At 75.8% G+C, this 18008-nt stretch carries 16 protein-coding genes; 12 read left to right on the top strand and 4 right to left on the bottom strand.

What is annotated here, in order from left to right; genetic code table 11:
• Nucleotides 1-35: 35 nt before the first annotated feature.
• The gene (locus ACFV04_RS01120) at nt 36-773 is read right to left on the bottom strand and encodes an SDR family oxidoreductase (protein WP_380525937.1); all 738 of its coding nucleotides are present in this window, start codon (nt 771-773) and stop codon (nt 36-38) included.
• Nucleotides 774-986: 213 nt separating this feature from the next.
• Here ACFV04_RS01120 and ACFV04_RS01115 point away from each other — a divergent pair, with 213 nt between their 5' ends.
• The 9 genes from ACFV04_RS01115 to ACFV04_RS01075 all read left to right on the top strand — a co-directional run bounded on the left by ACFV04_RS01115 (nt 987) and on the right by ACFV04_RS01075 (nt 11201).
• Nucleotides 987-1562, top strand: coding sequence for a TetR/AcrR family transcriptional regulator (locus ACFV04_RS01115; protein ID WP_380334424.1), 576 nt, complete (start codon nt 987-989; stop codon nt 1560-1562).
• 309 nt (nt 1563-1871) lie between these two features.
• Nucleotides 1872-2132, top strand: a complete 261-nt coding sequence (locus tag ACFV04_RS01110) for a GlsB/YeaQ/YmgE family stress response membrane protein (RefSeq protein WP_380334427.1) — start codon at nt 1872-1874, stop codon at nt 2130-2132.
• Nucleotides 2133-2597: 465 nt separating this feature from the next.
• A complete protein-coding gene (locus ACFV04_RS01105) occupies nt 2598-3521 on the top strand; it encodes a DUF4129 domain-containing protein (protein WP_380525934.1) in 924 nt (307 codons plus the stop codon).
• Complete coding sequence (locus ACFV04_RS01100; RefSeq protein ID WP_380334432.1) at nt 3518-4090, top strand: hypothetical protein; 573 nt, start codon at nt 3518-3520, stop codon at nt 4088-4090. The genes ACFV04_RS01105 and ACFV04_RS01100 overlap by 4 nt, the downstream gene beginning before the upstream one ends.
• A gap of 85 nt (nt 4091-4175) precedes the next feature.
• On the top strand, nt 4176-5282 hold the full coding sequence (locus ACFV04_RS01095) for an AAA family ATPase (RefSeq protein WP_380334435.1): 1107 nt from the start codon (nt 4176-4178) through the stop codon (nt 5280-5282).
• 74 nt (nt 5283-5356) lie between these two features.
• Nucleotides 5357-6748 (top strand): DUF58 domain-containing protein, encoded by a 1392-nt coding sequence (locus ACFV04_RS01090; RefSeq protein ID WP_380334438.1) that lies wholly within the window; start codon nt 5357-5359, stop codon nt 6746-6748.
• On the top strand, nt 6745-7527 hold the full coding sequence (locus ACFV04_RS01085) for a hypothetical protein (protein WP_380525932.1): 783 nt from the start codon (nt 6745-6747) through the stop codon (nt 7525-7527). Before ACFV04_RS01090 ends, ACFV04_RS01085 begins: the two co-directional genes overlap by 4 nt.
• Before the next feature lie 625 nt (nt 7528-8152).
• Nucleotides 8153-9994 (top strand): hypothetical protein, encoded by a 1842-nt coding sequence (locus ACFV04_RS01080; protein ID WP_380525930.1) that lies wholly within the window; start codon nt 8153-8155, stop codon nt 9992-9994.
• A 217-nt stretch (nt 9995-10211) separates the two neighbouring features.
• Nucleotides 10212-11201: a helix-turn-helix domain-containing protein gene (locus ACFV04_RS01075; RefSeq protein WP_380334446.1), complete on the top strand. Its 990-nt coding sequence runs from the start codon at nt 10212-10214 to the stop codon at nt 11199-11201.
• Nucleotides 11202-11298: 97 nt separating this feature from the next.
• Here the strand turns inward: ACFV04_RS01075 and ACFV04_RS01070 are convergent, their stop codons facing one another.
• The 3 genes from ACFV04_RS01070 to ACFV04_RS01060 are packed head-to-tail and all read right to left on the bottom strand — an operon-like array spanning nt 11299 to nt 14578.
• Nucleotides 11299-12318 carry a TolB family protein gene (locus ACFV04_RS01070; protein ID WP_380334448.1) on the bottom strand — a complete coding sequence of 340 codons (1020 nt, stop codon included), beginning with the start codon at nt 12316-12318 and terminating at the stop codon, nt 11299-11301.
• Nucleotides 12315-13700, bottom strand: coding sequence for an MFS transporter (locus tag ACFV04_RS01065; RefSeq protein WP_380525927.1), 1386 nt, complete (start codon nt 13698-13700; stop codon nt 12315-12317). Before ACFV04_RS01065 ends, ACFV04_RS01070 begins: the two co-directional genes overlap by 4 nt.
• Before the next feature lie 2 nt (nt 13701-13702).
• The gene (locus ACFV04_RS01060; RefSeq protein ID WP_380525925.1) at nt 13703-14578 is read right to left on the bottom strand and encodes an alkaline phosphatase family protein; all 876 of its coding nucleotides are present in this window, start codon (nt 14576-14578) and stop codon (nt 13703-13705) included.
• 505 nt (nt 14579-15083) lie between these two features.
• Between ACFV04_RS01060 and ACFV04_RS01055 the strand changes: the two genes are divergently transcribed.
• From ACFV04_RS01055 to ACFV04_RS01045, 3 genes are all read left to right on the top strand, one after another.
• A complete protein-coding gene (locus ACFV04_RS01055; protein WP_380525924.1) occupies nt 15084-15929 on the top strand; it encodes a G1 family glutamic endopeptidase in 846 nt (281 codons plus the stop codon).
• Nucleotides 15930-15969: 40 nt separating this feature from the next.
• Entirely contained in the window at nt 15970-17241 is a 1272-nt protein-coding gene (locus tag ACFV04_RS01050) for a S8 family serine peptidase (protein WP_380525923.1), read from the top strand.
• Between the two features lie 233 nt (nt 17242-17474).
• The gene (locus ACFV04_RS01045; RefSeq protein ID WP_380334459.1) at nt 17475-17894 is read left to right on the top strand and encodes a YciI family protein; all 420 of its coding nucleotides are present in this window, start codon (nt 17475-17477) and stop codon (nt 17892-17894) included.
• The last annotated feature ends 114 nt before the right edge of the window (nt 17895-18008 follow it).

The following is an 18008-nucleotide window of genomic DNA, read 5'->3' as shown; positions in this document are numbered from 1 at the left end:
GGCGGGTGGGGTGCGGCGGACTTCCGGACGCGGTGTCAGGCCTGTGCCGTGGGCCGGACGACGATCTCGCTGACGTCGATGCCCTCGGGCTGGTCGATGGCGTAGCCGATCGCGGCGGCCACGGCGGAGGGCGGCATGGCGATCTCCTCGCGCTGCCGGGCGAGCGCCGCCGCCACGTCGGGGCCGACTCCCTTGCCGACGCCCTCGGTGTCGGTGAAGCCGGGTGAGACGAGGGTGACGCGCAGGTCGGGGCCCGCTTCCTGCCGCAGGCCCTCGGTCAGGACCTTCACGGCCGTCTTGGTCGCCGCGTAGACGGCCTGCGGGGACTTGACGACGTAGGCGGCGGTGGAGGCGATGGTGACGAAGTGGCCGGAGCGTTGCTCCCGGAAGACGGGCAGTGCGGCCGCGATCCCGTTCAGCAGGCCGGTGATGTGGGTGGCGACCATGGCGTCCCAGTCGTCCTGGCGCAGTTCGTCGAACGGGGAGACGGCCATGGTGCCGGCGTTGGAGACCAGCACGTCGAGCCGGCCGTACCGGTCGAGCGCGGTGTCCGTCAGGCGCCGCAGGTCCTCGCGACGCGTCACGTCGACGACGGCGCCGACGGCGCTGCCGCCCCGTGCGGTGATCTCGGTGACCACCGCGTCCAGCCGCTCCCGGCGGCGGGCGCCGAGTACGAGGTGCGCTCCCTGCGCGGCGAGGTGGAGGGCCGTCGCCGCTCCGATGCCGCTGCTGGCGCCGGTGATCGCCACGACCTTGCCTTCGATTCCCGACACGGGCCACTTCCTTTCCCTGGGTGGATGGCCGCAGGCGGCCACGCAGGTAAGTGGGGACTCCTCCGCTTACCTCTCCGAAGAGTAAGTGGGGAACTCCCCGCTTGGCAATCGACCCGCCATCGGTCGGAAAATCGGCCGACAGCCGACAGCCGACAGCCGACAGCCGACAGCCGACAGCCGACAGCCGACAGACCGGACAGGAAGGGACGACACGTGACCGACGGCAGCACCCAGCGCCCGCTGCGCGCCGACGCACAGCGCAACCGGGAGAAGATCCTCGCGGCCGCGGTGCGCGTGTACACCGAGGAAGGCCTCGACGCCCGCCTGGAGCACATCGCGAAAGCGGCGGGCGTCGGCAGCGCCACCCTCTACCGCAACTTCCCCACCCGGGAGGCCCTCGTCGAGGCGGTCTACCGCAACGAGGTGGCCCAGCTGTGCGCGGCCGTCCCCGGACTGCTCGCCGCGAGACCGCCCTACGAGGCCCTGCACGCCTGGACCCGGCTCTTCCTCGACTACGTCGCCGCCAAATCCGGGATGGCCGACGTGCTGCGCGCCGTCACCGCGGCGGGCAACAACCCGCACGGCGACAGCCGGGACATGATCCGCCGGGCCCTCGCCGAGCTGATGGACGCCTGCGCGGCCGTCGGCGCGATCCGCACCGACATCAGCCCCGCCGACATGGGCGCCGCCCTCGAAGGCATCGCCGTCACCTCGGCCAGACCCGACCAGCGGGAGCGGGCCGAACGCCTCCTGGACCTCACCCTGGACGGACTGACGGTCCGTCCGTGAGCCCCGGCTCCGCCCGGCCGCCGGTGGAGCGTCGACACGGTGGCCGGGCTCTGAGCAGTGGCGGGACGGGCCCGGACGGCGAACCAGGCGGGGGAGGGACGCCGTCCGGGCGGCTCGTTGCCCACCCGGCCCTCTTCTCACCCCGATCCGGCAGGCCAAACACCCGGGTTCGGCGGAAGCCCGCGCGACCCGGCGCCGAGTTCGGCGAAGCCCGCACGGCGCGGTCGCGGGGCCGGGCATGAAGTCCCGGAGTGGGGGCACACGGTGGGCGTCCGAGTCGGACCGAAGACCGAACGAGGGGAGAACGTCGTGACGATCCTGTGGGCCGTGATCGCGGGTCTGGTGGTGGGTCTGCTGGCGAAGCTCGTCCTGCCGGGCCGTCAGCCGGTGCCGCTGTGGCTGACCGTCCTCGTCGGCGCCGCCGGCGCGGTGCTCGGCAACGCCGCGGCCTCCTACCTGGGTGTGCGTCACACCGGCGGCATCGACTGGATCCGGCACGCGCTGCAGGTCGGCGTGGCGGCGGTGTTGATCGCACTGGTCTCGCCCGGTTACGCCCGCCGGCACCGCTGAACCGCCGACCGGAGAACCGTCCGATGGAGGCCCTCACCCGGCGGTGAGGGCCTCCACGGCGTTCGCGCCGGGCGGCCGGCACGGCTCGACGGGGGAACGGTGACGTGCGCACCGGTTGTGCACCGGCCGGGCCGGGCCGCGACGGTCGGCGGAGAACGGCGAACCCGCCGTCGGGGCAGGCGGGTCGGCGGTCGGCTGCCGCTCCCGTCGCCTGCCGGTCCCGTCGGCGGCGTGGTCGTTGGCGGTGCGGCCGGTGACGGCGTTGCCGGTGGCCGCGCGGGCGCCGCGGCCCGGGGAGCGCCGCCGGAGGTTCCGTGGGGCGCCGGGGACGCACGGGGCGGCAGGTGACACCGTGACGGTCGGTGTGCGACGCTGCAGTTCGCGTGCTGTCGCACGCGGGGGAGCCGGGGGGTTCGCATGAGCGGTGGGTCGCCGTCGCGTACGCGCGGGCGGGTCGGTCGGCCGGTGGGAGTGCTGCTGGTCGTCGTCGGCCTGCTGCTCGCCGCCGCGGCGCTGCGACCCGGGGGCGGACTCCTGGGCACGGCGGCTGCCGGGCCGGTGACCGGCACCGGGGTCGTGGTGCTGATCGGGCTCGGCTGGGCGGTGCTGGTCGGCCGGTTCGCGGTGCGTTTCCGCGAGGAGGTCCGCCACCTCGACGGGCCGACGCCCCGGGCCGAGCGCCTGCGGGAGGCGGCGATGCTCCTGCTGCCGGCGGCCGCCGTCGCGGTGCCGCTCCTGCTGCTGGTCCTGCGCAGCCGGGTCTCCGGACCGCCCGACCTGCCGCACCCGAATCGTCCGCCGGTCACCCTCGCCCCCGAGACCGTCCCGCCGGCTCCGCCACCGGTGCCGACCGTGGCCGAGGCGCCCGGCGTGCTGCTCGCGGCGCTGATCGCCCTGGCGGCAGCGGCGCTGGTGGTGTTCGTCGTCGTCCTCGTGCTCCGGCTGCGCCGGCGCGCCCGGCTCCCGGAGGTGCCCGAGGTGCTGCCCGCCCCCGCGCCCGCGAGCGCCGAGGCCGCCCTCGCCGAGGCCGTCGACTCCGGCCGCCGGGCCCTCAGGGGAGCGGACGCCCGGGCGGCGGTGATCGCCTGCTACGCGGCGATGGAGGACTCGCTGGCCGCCTCCGGCCTGCCCCGGCACGCCTGGGAGAGCCCGACGGAGCTGCTGCGCCGCGCGCTGTCGGACGGCCGGATCGACGCCACCGGGGCCCGGGAACTCACCGCGCTGTTCCGGGAGGCCCGGTACTCGACCCACCCGATGGACGACGGCCACGTGCGCCGGGCCCGTACGGCCCTGGACGCCATCGCCGCCGGGCTCGCGGACGCGGCACCCCAGGAGGACACCGCACCCCCGGCGGACGCCGCGGCGCAGACGGGGGGAGGACGCCGGTGAGCAGCGCGACACCGCGACACCACGGGCCGGTGGACGGCTCCGACGGGTCGGCGGACAGGTCCGCGGACGGGACGGAGCGGGAGCTCGCCCGGCCGGGGTCGGTGCGGCACAGCCTGATCGAGCTGGCCGTGCCCGCCGTCCTCGCCGAGGTGCTGTTCGGCCTGGTCGGCGGGTGGCCCGGGGCGGGGGCCGGCGTCGTCCTGCTGACGGCCACCGGTCTGCTCGTCGCCCGCCGGGTGGCCGGGGCGGGAACCGGTGCCCGCACCCTGCGCAGCCGGGCGCGGCAGATGGAGGCGTACGAGCCGGGCCTCGGCGACTGGCGCTGGACGGTCCGCCAGGGCCTCGACCCGGACGGCGACGCCGCGCCGCTGCGCTTCCGCCTCCAACGGCTGTACACGGTGCGGCTGGCGGAGGTCCACGGCGTGGACCTGTCGGTCGACCGTGACCGGGCTGCCGACCTGCTCGGGCCCCGACTGTGGCCGTGGATCGACCCGTTGGCGCCGGCCCCGGCCGGTGCCTTCCCGGCGGCGGTCCTGAGCGAACTCGTCGACCGGCTCGACTCGCTCTGACCCTCCGGACCCGGGGGCCGGCGCCTCCGGAGCCCGGGTCCGCCACGCCTCCCACCACCGACCGCATCGTTTCCGCAGGAGCGTCATGTCCGACCTTTCCACCAGCGTCCACGACTCCGCCCAGCCCGCGGTCGGCCCGGCCGACCCGGCCGCGTCGGCAGACCCTGCCGTCCCGGGTGCGCCGGAGGCCGTCCCCGCGACCCCGCCGCTGACCTTGCCGCCGCTGACGCCGCAGCAGGCCGGCGAGCGGGCCCGCGCGGTGATCACGGAGATCGAACGGGCCGTGGTCGGCAAGCCCGAGGCACTGCGCCTCGTCATGCTCGGCGCCCTCGCGGGCGGACACGTCCTGATCGAGGACCTGCCCGGGCTCGGGAAGACCCTGCTCGCCCGCTCGTTCGCGACCACCCTCGGCCTGGACTTCCGCCGGATCCAGTTCACCCCCGACCTGCTGCCCTCGGACGTCACCGGCGCGCCCTTCTACGACCGCAACACCGGCGAGATGGTGTTCCGGCCCGGCCCGCTGTTCACCCAGCTGTTGCTGGCCGACGAGATCAACCGGACCCCGCCCAAGACCCAGGCCGCCCTCCTGGAGGCGATGGCCGAGAGCCAGGTCTCCGTCGACGGCGCCACCCGCCGCCTGCCGGACCCCTTCCTCGTCATCGCCACCGCCAACCCGATCGAGTACGAGGGCACCTACGCCCTGCCCGAGGCCCAGCTCGACCGCTTCCTGCTGCGCGTGCGCATGGGCTACCTCCCCACCGCCACGGAGGCGGCGATGCTGCGCGCCAGGATCGACCGGGCGGCCCCCGAGCCGGTGCTGCGGACGGTGGCCGGGCCCGCGGAACTGCTCGCCATGCGGGCCGCGGTGGAACGGGTCGAGGTCGACGACGACCTGGTCGAGTACGTCATCGCCCTCGTCGACGCCACCCGCAACGACCAGCAGATCCAGGTCGGCGCCTCGCCGCGCGGCGGCCTGGCGCTGATCCAACTGGCCCGCGCCCACGCCATGCTGGAGGGCCGCGACTACCTGACCCCGGAGGACGTCAAGGCGCTCGCCGGCCCGGCCCTGGCCCACCGCATCACGCTCAAGCCGGAACTGTGGGTGCGCCGGATCGAGGCGGACGACGTGCTGGCGCGGCTGATCGCCTCCGTCCCCGCGCCGCGGACGCTGCCCCGCGCGGAGGCGCTGTGAACCGCACCCCGGACGCCGGCCCGCGCGGAGGCGCTGTGAACCGCACCCCGGACGCCGGCCCGCGCGGAGGCGCTGTGAACCGCACCCCGGACGCCGGCCCGTCCCCCGCGCAGGCCCCGTCCGGCGAGGGCACGGACCGGCTCGCCCGCCGCGCCCGGGCCCTGGCCGTCGCCCGCAGCGTCCGCGCCACCGCCGCCGGCCTGCCCGACAGCCCGCCGTCACCGCACTGGCGGCCCGCCGAGCAGACCCTGCGCCTGCTCACCGTGGCCACCGTCGCGGCCCTCGCCGCCCTGGCCACCGGACACGCCTGGCTGCTCGCCCCGGCCGCCTTCGCGGCCGTCCTGCTCGCCCTGGCGGCCCCCGCGGGCAGCCGCCCCACCCGGCTGTCCGCCGAGAGCACCGCCCGGCCGCAGCGCTGCTTCGAGGGCGAGCCCGTCACCGTCCACGTCACCGTGCACCACGACGGCCGGACCGGCCCGCCCGAGCCCGCCGTGGCACTCGGCCCCGGCCTCGCCCTGGACGCGCTGACCGTCACCCCGACCGGCGTCGACCTCGTCCTGCGCGCCGACAGCTGGGGCCGCCGGCACCTGGGCGTCGTCGACCTCGACGTGCCGGACGCCCGCGGCCTGGCCCTTCGCACCGTCCGCGCCGACCTCGGCACCGTCGACGTCTTCCCCGTCCCCGACGCCGCCCGGCTCACCCCGATCCCGGTCCGCCTGCCCGAACGGATCGGCGAGCACACCACCGCGCACGAGGGCACCGGCATCGAGGTCATCGGCGTCCGCCCGCACGTGCCCGGCGAACGGCAGCGGCGGATCCACTGGCCGTCCACGACCCGCCGCGACGCCGTCCAGATCAACCAGTTCGCCGCCGAACGCGCCGCCGACGCCGTCGTCCTGCTCGACACGCTCGCCGACTACCTCGACGCCGCCACCGGACGGCGCAGCCTGGACGAGACCCTGCGCGCCGCCACCGGCCTCACCCGCGCCTACCTGCGCCGGCACGACCGGATCGGCCTCCTCGCGGTCGGCGGGCGCCTGCGCCTGCTCACCGCCTCCACCGGGGAACGGCAGCTCTACCGCATGGTGGAGAGCGTGCTGGAGGTCCGTCAGGACCGGCCCGCGCGCGGCCCCCTCCCGCCCCTGCCGCTCGCCGCCCTGCCCGGTCACGCCCTCGTCTACGCGTTCACCCCGCTCGCCGACCAGCGCGTCCTCGACGTGCTCGGCCGGGTCCGCGAACGCGGCAACCCGCTCGTCGTGGTGGAGATCCCGGTCGGCGAACCGGCGGCCCGCCCCGGCGACGGGACCGACGTCCTCGCGCTGCGCCTGTGGCGCGCGGAACGCGAGGCCATGCGCGCCACCCTGCGCGGCCGGGGCGTCCCCGTGGTCCGCCACACGCCCGGGGAGACCCTGGACCTGGCGCTCGCGCCGCTGCTGCGCCGCCGGATCACGGGAGCCGCCGGATGACCGCCACCGAGCCGGGACCACCGGACCGCACGCTTGTCGCCCCGAACCGCACGCTCGCCGCCCCGGACCGCACGCTCACCGCCCCGAACCGCACGCTCGCCGCCCCGGACCGCACACCGGGCGAACCCGATCGCGGGCTCGCCGCCCCGGCCCGCCGCCTCCGCACGGCCCGCCCCACCGGCTGGGGCCCGCGCCTCGAACGCGCCGCCCTGCGCGGCACCGGTACCGCCCTCGCCCTCGCCGCGGCGGGCACCGGAGCCGGGACGCTCACCGACCGGTTCGGGCCCGTCTGCCTGCTGCCGGTCGCGGTCGGCGCCCTCTGGGCCGCCGTCCCCGCACCGGACGGCCCGGTCTCGCCGGCCTGGCTGAGGCACCTGTCCGCCGCCCGCACCACCCTCCTCGCCGCAGGATCCGTCCTGCTCGCCGCCCTCGGCGAGCCGCCCTGGTGGCGGGCGCTCGCGGTGACCGTCCTGCTCGCGGCGCACCTGCTGCTGCTCGACGCGCTCGGCCCCCGGCGCCCGAACATCCGCCCCGCCGCCGCGGGTGCCGCGCTCACCGCCGCGCTGCTGGTCCTGCTGCCGGCCTTCGCCGCCACCGGGGCGGGCGAGTGGTCCCGCCCCCTCGCGGTGCTGGGCCTGGTCGCGGCCGCCGTCGGTGTGGGCCTGGCGTTGCGCCCGGAGGGGACGCCGCCGGACCCGGTGGACGAGCGGTCGGACGGCGCCGGCCCGGCCCGGTCCGGCAGGCCCGCCGGCGGGCGTCGGGCCCGGCGCCGGCACTGACCGGGGGCCGAGGCCTGCTCCCACCCGGGCGCCGTCGGACGGACGGCGCCCCGTCACCGGTCCGGTGCCGGTTCTACGCACGCCCGGTCGCCCGGCCGGTCCCCGTCGCCGGGCCGGTGGGTGCGCCCGTCGTGGGCCTGCCGTGGGCCCGTCGTACACACCTGCACCTCCCGCTCGCCGACCACGACCGGCGAGGCCTCCCGCTTGCCGACCACGACCGGCGCGGCCCACCGGCCGACCTCCTGCCGGGCCGTGGCAACCCGACGGTCGCGCGGAGCCCGCAGCGGGTCCTCACCGGCTGGACGGCCGTCGGCGGTGACGGCGTGCCGGGCGAGGAGTGCGTCCGGAGGCCGGGCGTCTTCGCCGTGGAGCCGGACGAGGAGCGGATCCGGTCCGGCGACCTCCGGACGGCGTGCCCGCTCCGCCCCGGGCTCGCCGTTCCGTACCCCCGCCGACGTCAAGGACCTTTCCCTGGTTGGTGGTTGGGGTGTGCGTATTCCCGGCCGGCGGGGTCGCCCGGCGCGTAGCATCGGAGCCCGCCTCCGGGGCGGGGCCGTGCGCGGGGAGCGCGCGGCGGGGAGCGCGCGGCGGGGAGCGGCCGGTAGGCGGAGGAGAGGGGGCGCGGATGACGGAGCGTGACGTCCGTCGGAGCGTGGTGCGGAACGGGCTGGTGGCGCTGGCCGTCTGGTGGCTGTGGATGCCGCTGGTCGCGGTCGTGGTGTGGCTGGTCAAGCACTTCGCGTTCGGTGGCTTCGGGCAGCAGGACCAGAGCTACGTGCTGCTGCTCCAGCAGGAGTTGTTCCCGCACGGCGGTGTCCTGGACGCGACGCCGCTGTTCTGGATCTGGGCCGCGGTCGGCCTGTGCGGCACGGTGGGCGCGGTGGTGTACGTCGCGGGGGAGTCCGGGGCCGGGTTCGGCGGCCGGTGGGTGCGCCTGGCGCTGGTGGTGACGGTGCTGGCGGTGGTCGGTTCGCTGGTGCGGGTGGGCACCGGGTTGTGGGACGACGACAAGGACGCGGGCCGTTTCTACGCGGCGGCGACCGTGCTCGACGTCCCGGAGGGCGGTGCGGGCACGCCGCGTTCGGTGCTGCCGGTGACCGAGCACTCCCGCCCGGGGGACGGCGTCCGCTGCGACCTGGTGGGCACCGCGGACGTGCCGGCCTGCGTGAAGACCGCGCCGATGCCGGACTTCGACTTCGAGGCGCGCACCGCCTCGTACGCGGCGGCGACCAAGGCCCTCACCGACAGCGCCGGCCTGACCTCCGGTGTCCACCTGATGGGGCACAGCCTGCACTACCTGCCCGACGCCTCGCGGGGCGGCGGCGTGTGGACGGCCGTCCTGGACGGTTCCGGCGAGCAGCCGATGGAGGGCGTCGCCGTCTGGGACGGCCGCTCGAACTCGGTGGCCACCTGCGCGTTCCGCGGCGACCACGCGTTCGGCCGGGCCTTCGCCGGTTCGGGGGCGGTCAGCCTGCGCAACCTGCTCGCCGAGCGGTTCCCCGAACTGGTCTACAGCGACCAGGACATCTGGGGCTACTGCGACGGTGCCGACCCCCGCACCGCCCGGCCGGTGGTGGTGGTCTCGGTGGCGCGGCAGATCGGCTGGCGGCAGCGCACCGTGCTGGAACCGGCCGGGGTGCTGGTCCTGCGCGGCTCGCCCGACGGCCGGCCGGCCGTCACGTACCGGGCGGAGGTCGCCCCGGGTGAACTGCCCGGCGCCGTGTACCCGGCCTCGGTCGTCCGGGACCAGATCCACGAGGTGCAGTGGCTCGGCGGGCGCGGCGCCAAGGACGACCGCGGTTTCGGCTACGACCACACCTCGGCGGCGACCAACGCCGGCAACCCGGGTGAGTTCCTGCTCCGCTCGAAGGCCGACGGCCACCTGTACTACGTGACGCCGCTGGTACCGCGGGAGAGCTCCTCGCAGCTGGTGGTCGGGTACGCCGTGCTGCAGGCCGACCGGGCCGGCGGCGGCCTCAACGAACTGCACGTGTACGTGCGCCGCGACGACGCCCCGTCGGTGAACCTGGACGTGCTGGCCGGCCGGATGGTGTCGTACATGGCGCAGCAGACCTCGATCACCATCAGCGCCGGGCAGGGCGGCGCGCTGCAGGAACTCGTCCCGTTCGGCCGGGACATGTGGCGCGGCTTCGTGGACTTCAACGGGCAGACCCAGGACTACATCGACCTGTCGGGCGATGCCACGGTGACGCCCAACCTGGTGTCGCTGAACGGCAGCATCACCCCGCCCGGCGGCGGCCAGCCGGCACCGGCACCGGCACCGGCACCGGCACCAGCACCGGCACCGACCGCGACCCCGGCCCCGGCACCCGGCGCGTCGGCCCCGACGGGCGGGTGCGGTGGTGATCCGGGGCAGCTGACGACCGGGCAGCTCGCGGCCTGCGTCGCGGAGCTGTCCAGGCAACTGCAGGGGCGCGTCCAGGATCCGGCGCCCGCCCGGCCGTGACGGCGCCCGCCCGGCCCTGACGGCCGCCGCTGACGGCGACCGACCGCCGCGGGGACGTACCCCGGGGCGGTCGGCGCCCCCGGCCGGGCGGAGGAGGTGAAGGATCTGCGATCAGGGGCTCCCGCGGCGCCCTCCGGCGGTAGATTTCGCTGCCATCGTGGGACTCCGCCGGTACGACCGCCGCCCGGCAGCGGTCCCCGGGGAGAGTGAGGACACCGTGCCCGGTCCACCCTTTCGGCCCGTCGGCCCCGCGCGCCGCCCCGAACTCCTCCAGGCCCTGCGCACCGGGCCGTTCGACCTCGCGCTGCGCACGGCGATCCGCGACAGCGGGCTGAGCCTGGAGGGGATCCAGCGCCGTCTCGACCGCCGCGGTGTCCAGGTCAGCGTCTCCAGCCTGAGCTACTGGCAGCGCGGCCGCAGCAGACCCGAACGGCCCGACTCGCTGGCGGCGGTGCGGGTGCTGGAGGAGGTGCTGGGCCTGCACCGGGACGAACTGGTCGTCCTGCTCGGCCCGCGCCGCCCGCGCGGACGCTGGGTGGAACACGTCCCCGGTTCGCTCGACTACGCCAGCACCTTCGGTGATCCGGCGGTGGAGGGCGTCCTGGCCGACCTCGACCCGCGCACCAACGCCCGGGTGGAAACCCTGCACACCCGGGTCGACGTGCACATCGGCGCGCGGCGGGAGGAGCGCCGGGTGGACGTCGTGCAGGTGGTCCGCGCCCTGGCCGCGGGCGCCGACCGGCTGATCCTGCTCACCCAGGCCAAGCCCGAGATGTCCGCGGGCGCCGACCTCGGTCTCTCCGGCCTGGTCGGCTGCCGACTCGGGCGGCGCCGGGTGGACCGCGAACGCGGCCTGGCCGCAGCGGAGTTACTCCTCGATCTGGTGCTCGGGCCGGGGCAGTGCACGGTCGTCGAGTACAGCTACGCCTATCCCTCGGAGCAGGTCGCCACCCGCTACCAGCGCATGGTGCGCTTCCCCGGGAAGAACCTGGTCCTGCGGGCGCGCTTCGACCCGGCGGACCTCCCGGCCGGGTGTGCCGCGCTCTGGCGCCCGCAGCACGACGCGCCGCCGTCCAGTGACGAGCAGCTGAGGGTCTCCCCGGCCGGCCACGCCTGTGCCGTGTTCCCGGACGTCACCCCCGGTATCTACGGGCTGTCCTGGGAGTGGAACGAGGACCTCGCGCCGGTGCCGCCGCGGGCCGGCTGACCACCCCGGCCGGGAGCGCCCTTCGGCGGGCCGCCGCTCGTGCCGACGGCCCGCCGAAGGGTTGGTGACGATCCGTCAGGTGTGTCGACGGATGGTGTCAGCGGACGACGGCCGGTGCCAGGGCGGCGCGCACCAGCAGGGCGGGCGCCCCGGAGCCGTCGGCCGGGACGCTCCACACGTCGGTGCCGTCGTCGCTCGGCAGCGCGTACGCGAGGGTCCGCCCGTCCAGCCACAGCGCCTGGTCGTCGACGTCGCGCTGCTCGGCGGTCGCGCTCTCCGCCATGGTCCGCAGGTCCAGCACGTACAGCCGCCAGGGCGCGTCGTCGGGCAGGCCGGGCACGCGCTTCTTGTACGCGATCCGGGTGCCGTCGGGGGACAGCGAGGGGCACTCGACGTTGCCGTGCACGGTGGTGAGCGTGCGGCGGGTGACGTCGCCGGCGGCCAGGTAGGTGCGGCCGCCGGTGGCCACGGTGGCGTAGAACCGTTCGTCGTCGGCGAAGGTCACGCCCCAGACGTTGACGTCCGGGGAGCGGTAGGGCGCGCCGTCGAGGGTGACGGCGTCGTCCTCCAGGTTCTCCTGGAGCGTCCAGGTGCGGGTGTCCAGGACGGAGGTGCGGGTGGAGAAGGAGCCGCCGGCGTAGGAGTCCCCGCTGAGGAAGACCGTCCACGCCACCAGGTGTCCCGAGGGCGACACCCGGGCCCGGGTCGGGATCCCGGCCAGGTCGTAGTGCCGCACCTCGTGCAGGGCCGCGTCCAGGACCACGGCGCGGTAGCCGTCCTGGACCAGCCCGTGCACCGCCTGCAGGCAGATCCCGGTGCCCGCCGCCGCGTGGAAGCGCAGACAGGTGGGGGCGGACGCCGCGGTGCGGGTGTCGTCCGGCTGCCCGAGCGGGACGGAGGCCAGCTCGTCGCGGTCGGGGCCCCAGGTCATGCTGCGGAACACCAGGCGGGGGCCGTCCGGCTGGGCGCCGAGCGTCACCGTCCCGGCCCGCACCGGCGGCCCGTCCGCCCGGGCGCCGCGGGCCTGCCCGGCGGCGTGCAGCACCGCCAGCGTGCCGGTCGCCGCGAGCAGCGCGACCGCCGCGAGCAGGACCAGGAACCTGCGTCCGCCGCTCACGCGGCCTCCTCCCCGCGCGCCGGGCCCGGCCGCAGCACGCACGCCGCCACGGCCACCGCCCCGGCCAGCGCGGCCGTCATCGCCGCCAGTGCCGCGCCGTCCCCCCACCGCGCCCACAGCACCCCCACCGCCAGCGAGCAGCCGAAGCGGCCGGCGGCCTGGCCCGTGCCCACCAGCGCCAGGCCGGCCCCCTGCCGCGCCGCGGGCACGACGGCGGCCGTGGCGGCCGCGAGCATCCCGTCGGTCGCCGCGTAGAACACGCCGTGCAGGGTGAGGACGACCGCGGCGACCGGCAGCCCGCCGGCCGGGCGCAGCAGCAGGACGGCGTACCCGGACAGCAGGGCCAGGTGCCCCAGGACGAACACCCGCCGCCGGCCGTACCGGTCACCGGCCGTGCCCAGCGGGACCGCGAGCAGCAGGTAGACCGCGGCCGTGCCGAGCGGCAGCAGCGGGAACCAGCCCGCCGGCAGGCCCAGGCGCCGCTGGGCGAACAGGTAGACGAAGGAGTCGCTGAGGGTGGCGAGTCCGAGCAGGGCCGCGCACAGGCAGACCCGGCGCAGGCCGGGCAGGCGCAGCAGCCGGGCGACGGGCCGTCCGGCCGGCAGCGGGAGCACGCCGCCGACCGTGCCACCGGGGCGGGCGGGCACGCACAGGACGAGGACCAGGACGCCGAGCGCCGCGACGCAGGCGCTGACCGTGAAGACCGCGTGGTAGCCGCCGGGGGCGGCGCGCAGGATCAGGAAGGCCAGCAGCGGTCCGGCCAGCGCCCCGGCGGTGTCCATCGCCCGGTGCACGCCGAACGCGCGGGCGCGGCGCTCGGGCGGGGTGGACAGGGAGATCAGCGCGTCGCGCGGGGCGGTGCGCAGCCCCTTGCCGGCCCGGTCCACGGCGAGGACCAGGCCGAGCACCGGTGTGGTGCGGGCGAGCAGCAGTGCCGGTTTGCACAGCGCCGACAGCCCGTACCCGGCGGCCGCGACGGCCTTGTGCCGCCCGTGGCCGTGGGTGTCGTGGCCGTCGGTGCCGTGCCCGTGGCCGTGGGCGCCGTGGCCGTCGGTGCCGTGCCCCTCTGTGCCGTGCCCGTCGGTGCCGTACCCGCCGGGCCGGTGGCCGGGCCGGTCGGCGAGCAGCCCGCCGAGCAGCCGGACCACGACGGTCGCGCCGTTGTACACGCCGTCCAGGACGCCGAACCCCAGGGGGGACACGGCCATGGTGGTGACCAGGTAGAGCGGGAGTACGGCGGTGACCATCTCGGAGGAGATGTCCGTGACGAGGCTGACGGTCCCGAGCGCCAGCACGGTGGTGGCGATCCGAGCGGGCCGCCCCGGCCGTCGGGCCGGGGCGGCGTCGGACGCCGGGGTGTGACGGCTGTCCGCGAGGTACACGGTCAGTTCCAGACGCCGGTGATGTCGGTGGCCGAGGCGGACTTGCCGGCGTGCGCGCCGGTGCCGGCCAGGTCCTCCAGGGTGTGCAGCAGGTCGTAGTGGTTGTACGAGGTGCTGCTGGTGGCACCCGCCCTGGCGGGCTGCCCGTAGATCAGGGTGGGGATGTGGTTGCCGCTGTTGCGGTCGTCCTCGTCGTAGGTGACGACCAGCAGGCTGTTGTGGCTCCTGGCCCAGGAGGCGTAGCCGCCCAGCTTGTTCTTCAGCCAGGAGTCCCCGGTGCCCACCGAGCAGTTGTGCATGTCGCTGCAGAGGTCGGGGATGACGAAGGAGACCTTGGGCAGCTTGCCGTAGTCCGAGGGGAACTGCGCGAAGGTGTGCGCGGTGGAGCCGGGGACGTTGCCGAAGCCCACCCAGGGGGCGTGCTTGCGGGCGTAGTCGCCGCTGCTGCAGGTGGTGGACCCCTGGCTGGGCAGGGCTTCGCTGTAGCTGCCCCAGCTCTTTCCGGCCGCGCTCAGCTCGGTCGCCAGGTTGGGCGCCTTGCTGAAGCCGGGGGAGTAGCAGGAGTCGTCGGTGATTCCCTGGGTGCTGCCGGAGAACACCGCGAAGTAGTTCGGCTGGCTGGGGTGGGTGATCCCGTACGAGGCCTTGAGCAGGGCGCCTCCGGTGGCGAGCGAGTTGAGGAAGGGGGCGTCGGAGCTGCCGATGATCTGCCCGTAGGCGTGGTTCTCCAGCATCACCACGACGATGTGGTCGGGCGCGGGGAGGGTGGCGGCGGCCGAGGCGGTGGTACCGGCCGTGAGCGCGGCGGCCGCGGTCGCGCCGGCCACCGCCGCGGCCAGGACGAGCGTGGTGCGGGAACGGGCTGTGGGGAAGGGCATGCCTGTCTCCGGGGAGGGGGGTGGGGGTTGGGGGTGTGGTGCGGACGGCGGACCCACCGGGTGCGGCGCGCCGGGCCGTCGGCAGGGGTCGACCGTCCCGCAGCACCGATGGGGCGTCAACACCCCTGAGCAGCTGGTGAGTTCCTGCTGTCAAGCGGCCGTCAACTGTGTGGATGCCGCAGGCCTGCGGTGACGGGCCGACGGCCGGATCGCGGTCCCGCAGCGGCGGCCAATTCTGTGGATTCCCCAGTGCGGCTGCTCCGTCCCGGGGCCTTCGGGCCACTCGACTGGCGAATCCACAGAATTGCCCGCCCCGCGGGCCGGGGCGCACCCCGCGCCGCAGCTCAGCGGCCCTGCGGGCGGCCCTCGGGAGGCTGGTTCGAACCGTCAACCACCAGGAATTCCAGAGGCGTTGACCACTTCTGCGGTGCCGGACGACACTCTCGTCCCATCACGGCCCGCCCCCCTCGGGGCCGGCCCCTCCCCCCTCCCGAGGAGCCCCCTCATGCCCCGTCGCGCCACGGCACGCACCCGCCCCCGTTCCTACGCCCGCCCCCGTTCCTACGCCCGCTCCCTCGCCGCCGCCTGCGCACTGATGCTCTGCGCACCGCCGGCCGCCGCGGCGGCCGCCGGCTCCACCCCTGCGGACACCTCCGCCGCCTCCACCCCCGCGAGGACGCCCGCCGCCTCCCGCGCCGGCATCACCTCCGGCATCACCTCCGGCATCACCTCCGGCATCACCTCCGGTAACTGGTCCGGCTACGCGGCCACCGGCTCGACCCACCACTCCGTCAGCGCGACCTGGACCCAGCCCCGGATCACCTGCGCAGCCGTCGGCGCGGTGTCCGTCTGGGTCGGCCTCGACGGCCAGGGCACCAGCACCGTCGAACAGACCGGCACCCAGGCCGAGTGCACCGCCGTCAACGCCACGCCCCGCTACTTCGCCTGGTGGGAGAACTACCCGGACCCGGAGTCCCCCTACCGCGACGCCGTGCGGCCGGGCGACACCATGACCGCCTCCGTCACCTACGACCACGCCCAGGACACCTACACCGCCCGGCTCACCGACGAAACCCTCGGCTGGACCGAGACCAAGTCCTTCCCCCGCTACGGCGGCGCCACCAACGGCAGCGCCGAAGTGATCGCCGAAGCCCCCAACCGCAACGGCTCCCGCCAGCCGCTGGCGGACTTCGGCAGCGTCACCTTCACCCACGCCGCGGTCGACGGCCGCACCCTGGCCGCCGCTTCGGCGGCCACCGTGACCATGGCCCGCAACGGCGTCACCGAGGCCGTGCCCGGCCCGCTGTCCGGCGGCGGCGACTCCTTCACCGACACCTGGAAGCACTCCTGATCCCCGCGGCCCCGCCCAACCGACCAGTGAGGAACCGACGATGACCCCCCACCACCGGACCCCGCGCCACCGCACCCCCACCGACCGCCACCCGCGCCACCGCACCCCCCGCCGGGCCCTGTGGTCCGCCGCCGCCCTGGCCCTGACCACCCTCGCCACCTCCCCCGTCGCCCACGCCGTGCCGTCCGCCGCCACCCACCGGCCCTGGCACCAGCTGTGCGCCGCCCCCACCGAGACCACCGCAGGCTGCGACGTCCTGGAAGCCGACACCCCCACCGGACCGGCCGTCGCCAAGGGATCGGCCGCCCCCGCCGGTTACGGGCCCGCCGACCTCCGGTCCGCCTACCGCCTGCCGTCCGACGGAGGCTCCGGCCAGACCATCGCCGTCATCGACGCCTACGACGACCCCGACGCCGAGAGCGACCTCGCCACCTACCGCCAGCAGTACGGCCTGCCCGCCTGCAGCACCGACAACGGCTGCTTCCGCAAGGTCGACTCCGACGGCCGGACCAGCCCGCTGCCCTCCCCCGCGAGCGCCAACCAGGGCGCCGAGGACTCCCTCGACCTCGACCTGGTCTCCGCCACCGCCCCGAACGCGAAGATCATCCTGGTCGAGGCGAACAGCGCGAAGATCTCGGACATCGGCGCCGCCGTCAACCGGGCCGTCGCCCTCGGCGCGAAGTTCGTCTCCAACAGCTACATCTTCAAGGAATCCGCCGACGACCCCACCTACGACAAGGACTACTACGACCACCCCGGCATCGCCATGGTCGCCGGCAGCGGAGACTGGGACTACTCCTGGGGCGTCGGCTACCCCTCCAGTTCCCCCTACGCCACCTCCGTCGGCGGCACCTCCCTCGTCCGGGCCGGCAACAGCCGCGGCTGGAGCGAGAGCGCCTGGAACACGAAACCCGGCGAGGGCACCGGCTCCGGCTGCTCCGCCTACGAGGCCAAACCCGCGTGGCAGAAGGACACCGGCTGCCACCACCGGATGGCCACCGACGTCTCCGCCGCCGCCGACCCCGGCCACGGCCTGGCCGTCTACGACAGCTACCAGCGGAACGGCTGGAGCACCTTCGGGGGCACCAGCGCCGCCACCCCGATCATCACCGGCGTCTACGCCGACGCGGGCACCCCCAGCGCCGGCTCGAACCCCGCCTCCTTCCCCTACGCCCACCCCGGCGCGCTCAACGACGTCACCACCGGCACCAACGGATCCTGCAGCCCGGCCTACTTCTGCACCGCCGGCCCCGGCTACGACGGCCCCACCGGTCTCGGCACCCCCGCCGGCACCGCCGCCTTCCGCGGCTGACACGTACGGCTGACACGCGCGCCCGGTCCGCGCCCGGCCTGCACCAGCCCTCCGCCGCTCGACGGGCGCTCCCGCCCCCGCCGCCTCCCCGTACGGGGGCCGGGAGCGCCCGTCGGGGAAGGAATCCGAAAAAATCTCACCCGGGTCGCTCGACCGTGTCGATCCGCGGCTGCGCCGTTCGACCTGGGACTGAGAGGGTCGAGGAACGACCCCCCCGGACAAGGAGACCGACCATGGCGAAGTACATGCTGATCATGCGGGGCACGGACGAGTCCGTCGCGAAGATGATGGAGACGCCCTTCGAGGACATGCTCGAAACGGTGGGCCGCTTCAACGAGGAGCTGATCCGGGCGGGCGTGCTCGTCGCCGCCGAGGGGCTGGACGACCCGTCGCAGGGCGTCGTGGTCGACTTCGGCGGGGAGACCCCGGTGGTCACCGACGGGCCGTACGGTGAGACGAAGGAACTGTTCGGCGGCTTCTACCTGATCGACGTCGCCACCAAGGAGGAGGCCGTCGAGTGGGCCAAGCGGCTCCCGGCGGTCCCCGGCTCGAAGTGCGAGGTCCGCCGGGTGCCCGGAATCGAGGAGTTCCCGCAGGACAACGAGTGGATCATCAAGGAGCGGGCGTGGCGCGAGCGGACCGGCCAGCTGTGACGTCCGGGGCCGCCGACGGCCCGCCGGTCGCCGAACCGGCGCGGCGGGCCGTCGAGGCCGTCTGGCGGATCGAGTCCGCACGGATCGTCGGCGCGCTGGCCCGCTACACCGGGG

The sequence above is a fragment of the Kitasatospora sp. NPDC059599 genome (genome assembly GCF_042735125.1).
Lineage (GTDB): Bacteria > Actinomycetota > Actinomycetes > Streptomycetales > Streptomycetaceae > Kitasatospora.
This window is presented reverse-complemented; position numbering and strand designations above follow the sequence as displayed.

What these genes read in the sequence shown, in the direction of transcription:
- ACFV04_RS01060 (WP_380525925.1), bottom strand. Translation starts at nt 14,578, where the DNA reads ATGCCCTTCCCCACAGCCCGTTCCCGCACCACGCTCGTCCTGGCCGCG.
- ACFV04_RS01045 (WP_380334459.1), top strand. Translation starts at nt 17,475, where the DNA reads ATGGCGAAGTACATGCTGATCATGCGGGGCACGGACGAGTCCGTCGCG.
- ACFV04_RS01095 (WP_380334435.1), top strand. Translation starts at nt 4,176, where the DNA reads ATGTCCGACCTTTCCACCAGCGTCCACGACTCCGCCCAGCCCGCGGTC.
- ACFV04_RS01050 (WP_380525923.1), top strand. Translation starts at nt 15,970, where the DNA reads ATGACCCCCCACCACCGGACCCCGCGCCACCGCACCCCCACCGACCGC.
- ACFV04_RS01080 (WP_380525930.1), top strand. Translation starts at nt 8,153, where the DNA reads ATGACGGAGCGTGACGTCCGTCGGAGCGTGGTGCGGAACGGGCTGGTG.
- ACFV04_RS01085 (WP_380525932.1), top strand. Translation starts at nt 6,745, where the DNA reads ATGACCGCCACCGAGCCGGGACCACCGGACCGCACGCTTGTCGCCCCG.
- ACFV04_RS01055 (WP_380525924.1), top strand. Translation starts at nt 15,084, where the DNA reads ATGCCCCGTCGCGCCACGGCACGCACCCGCCCCCGTTCCTACGCCCGC.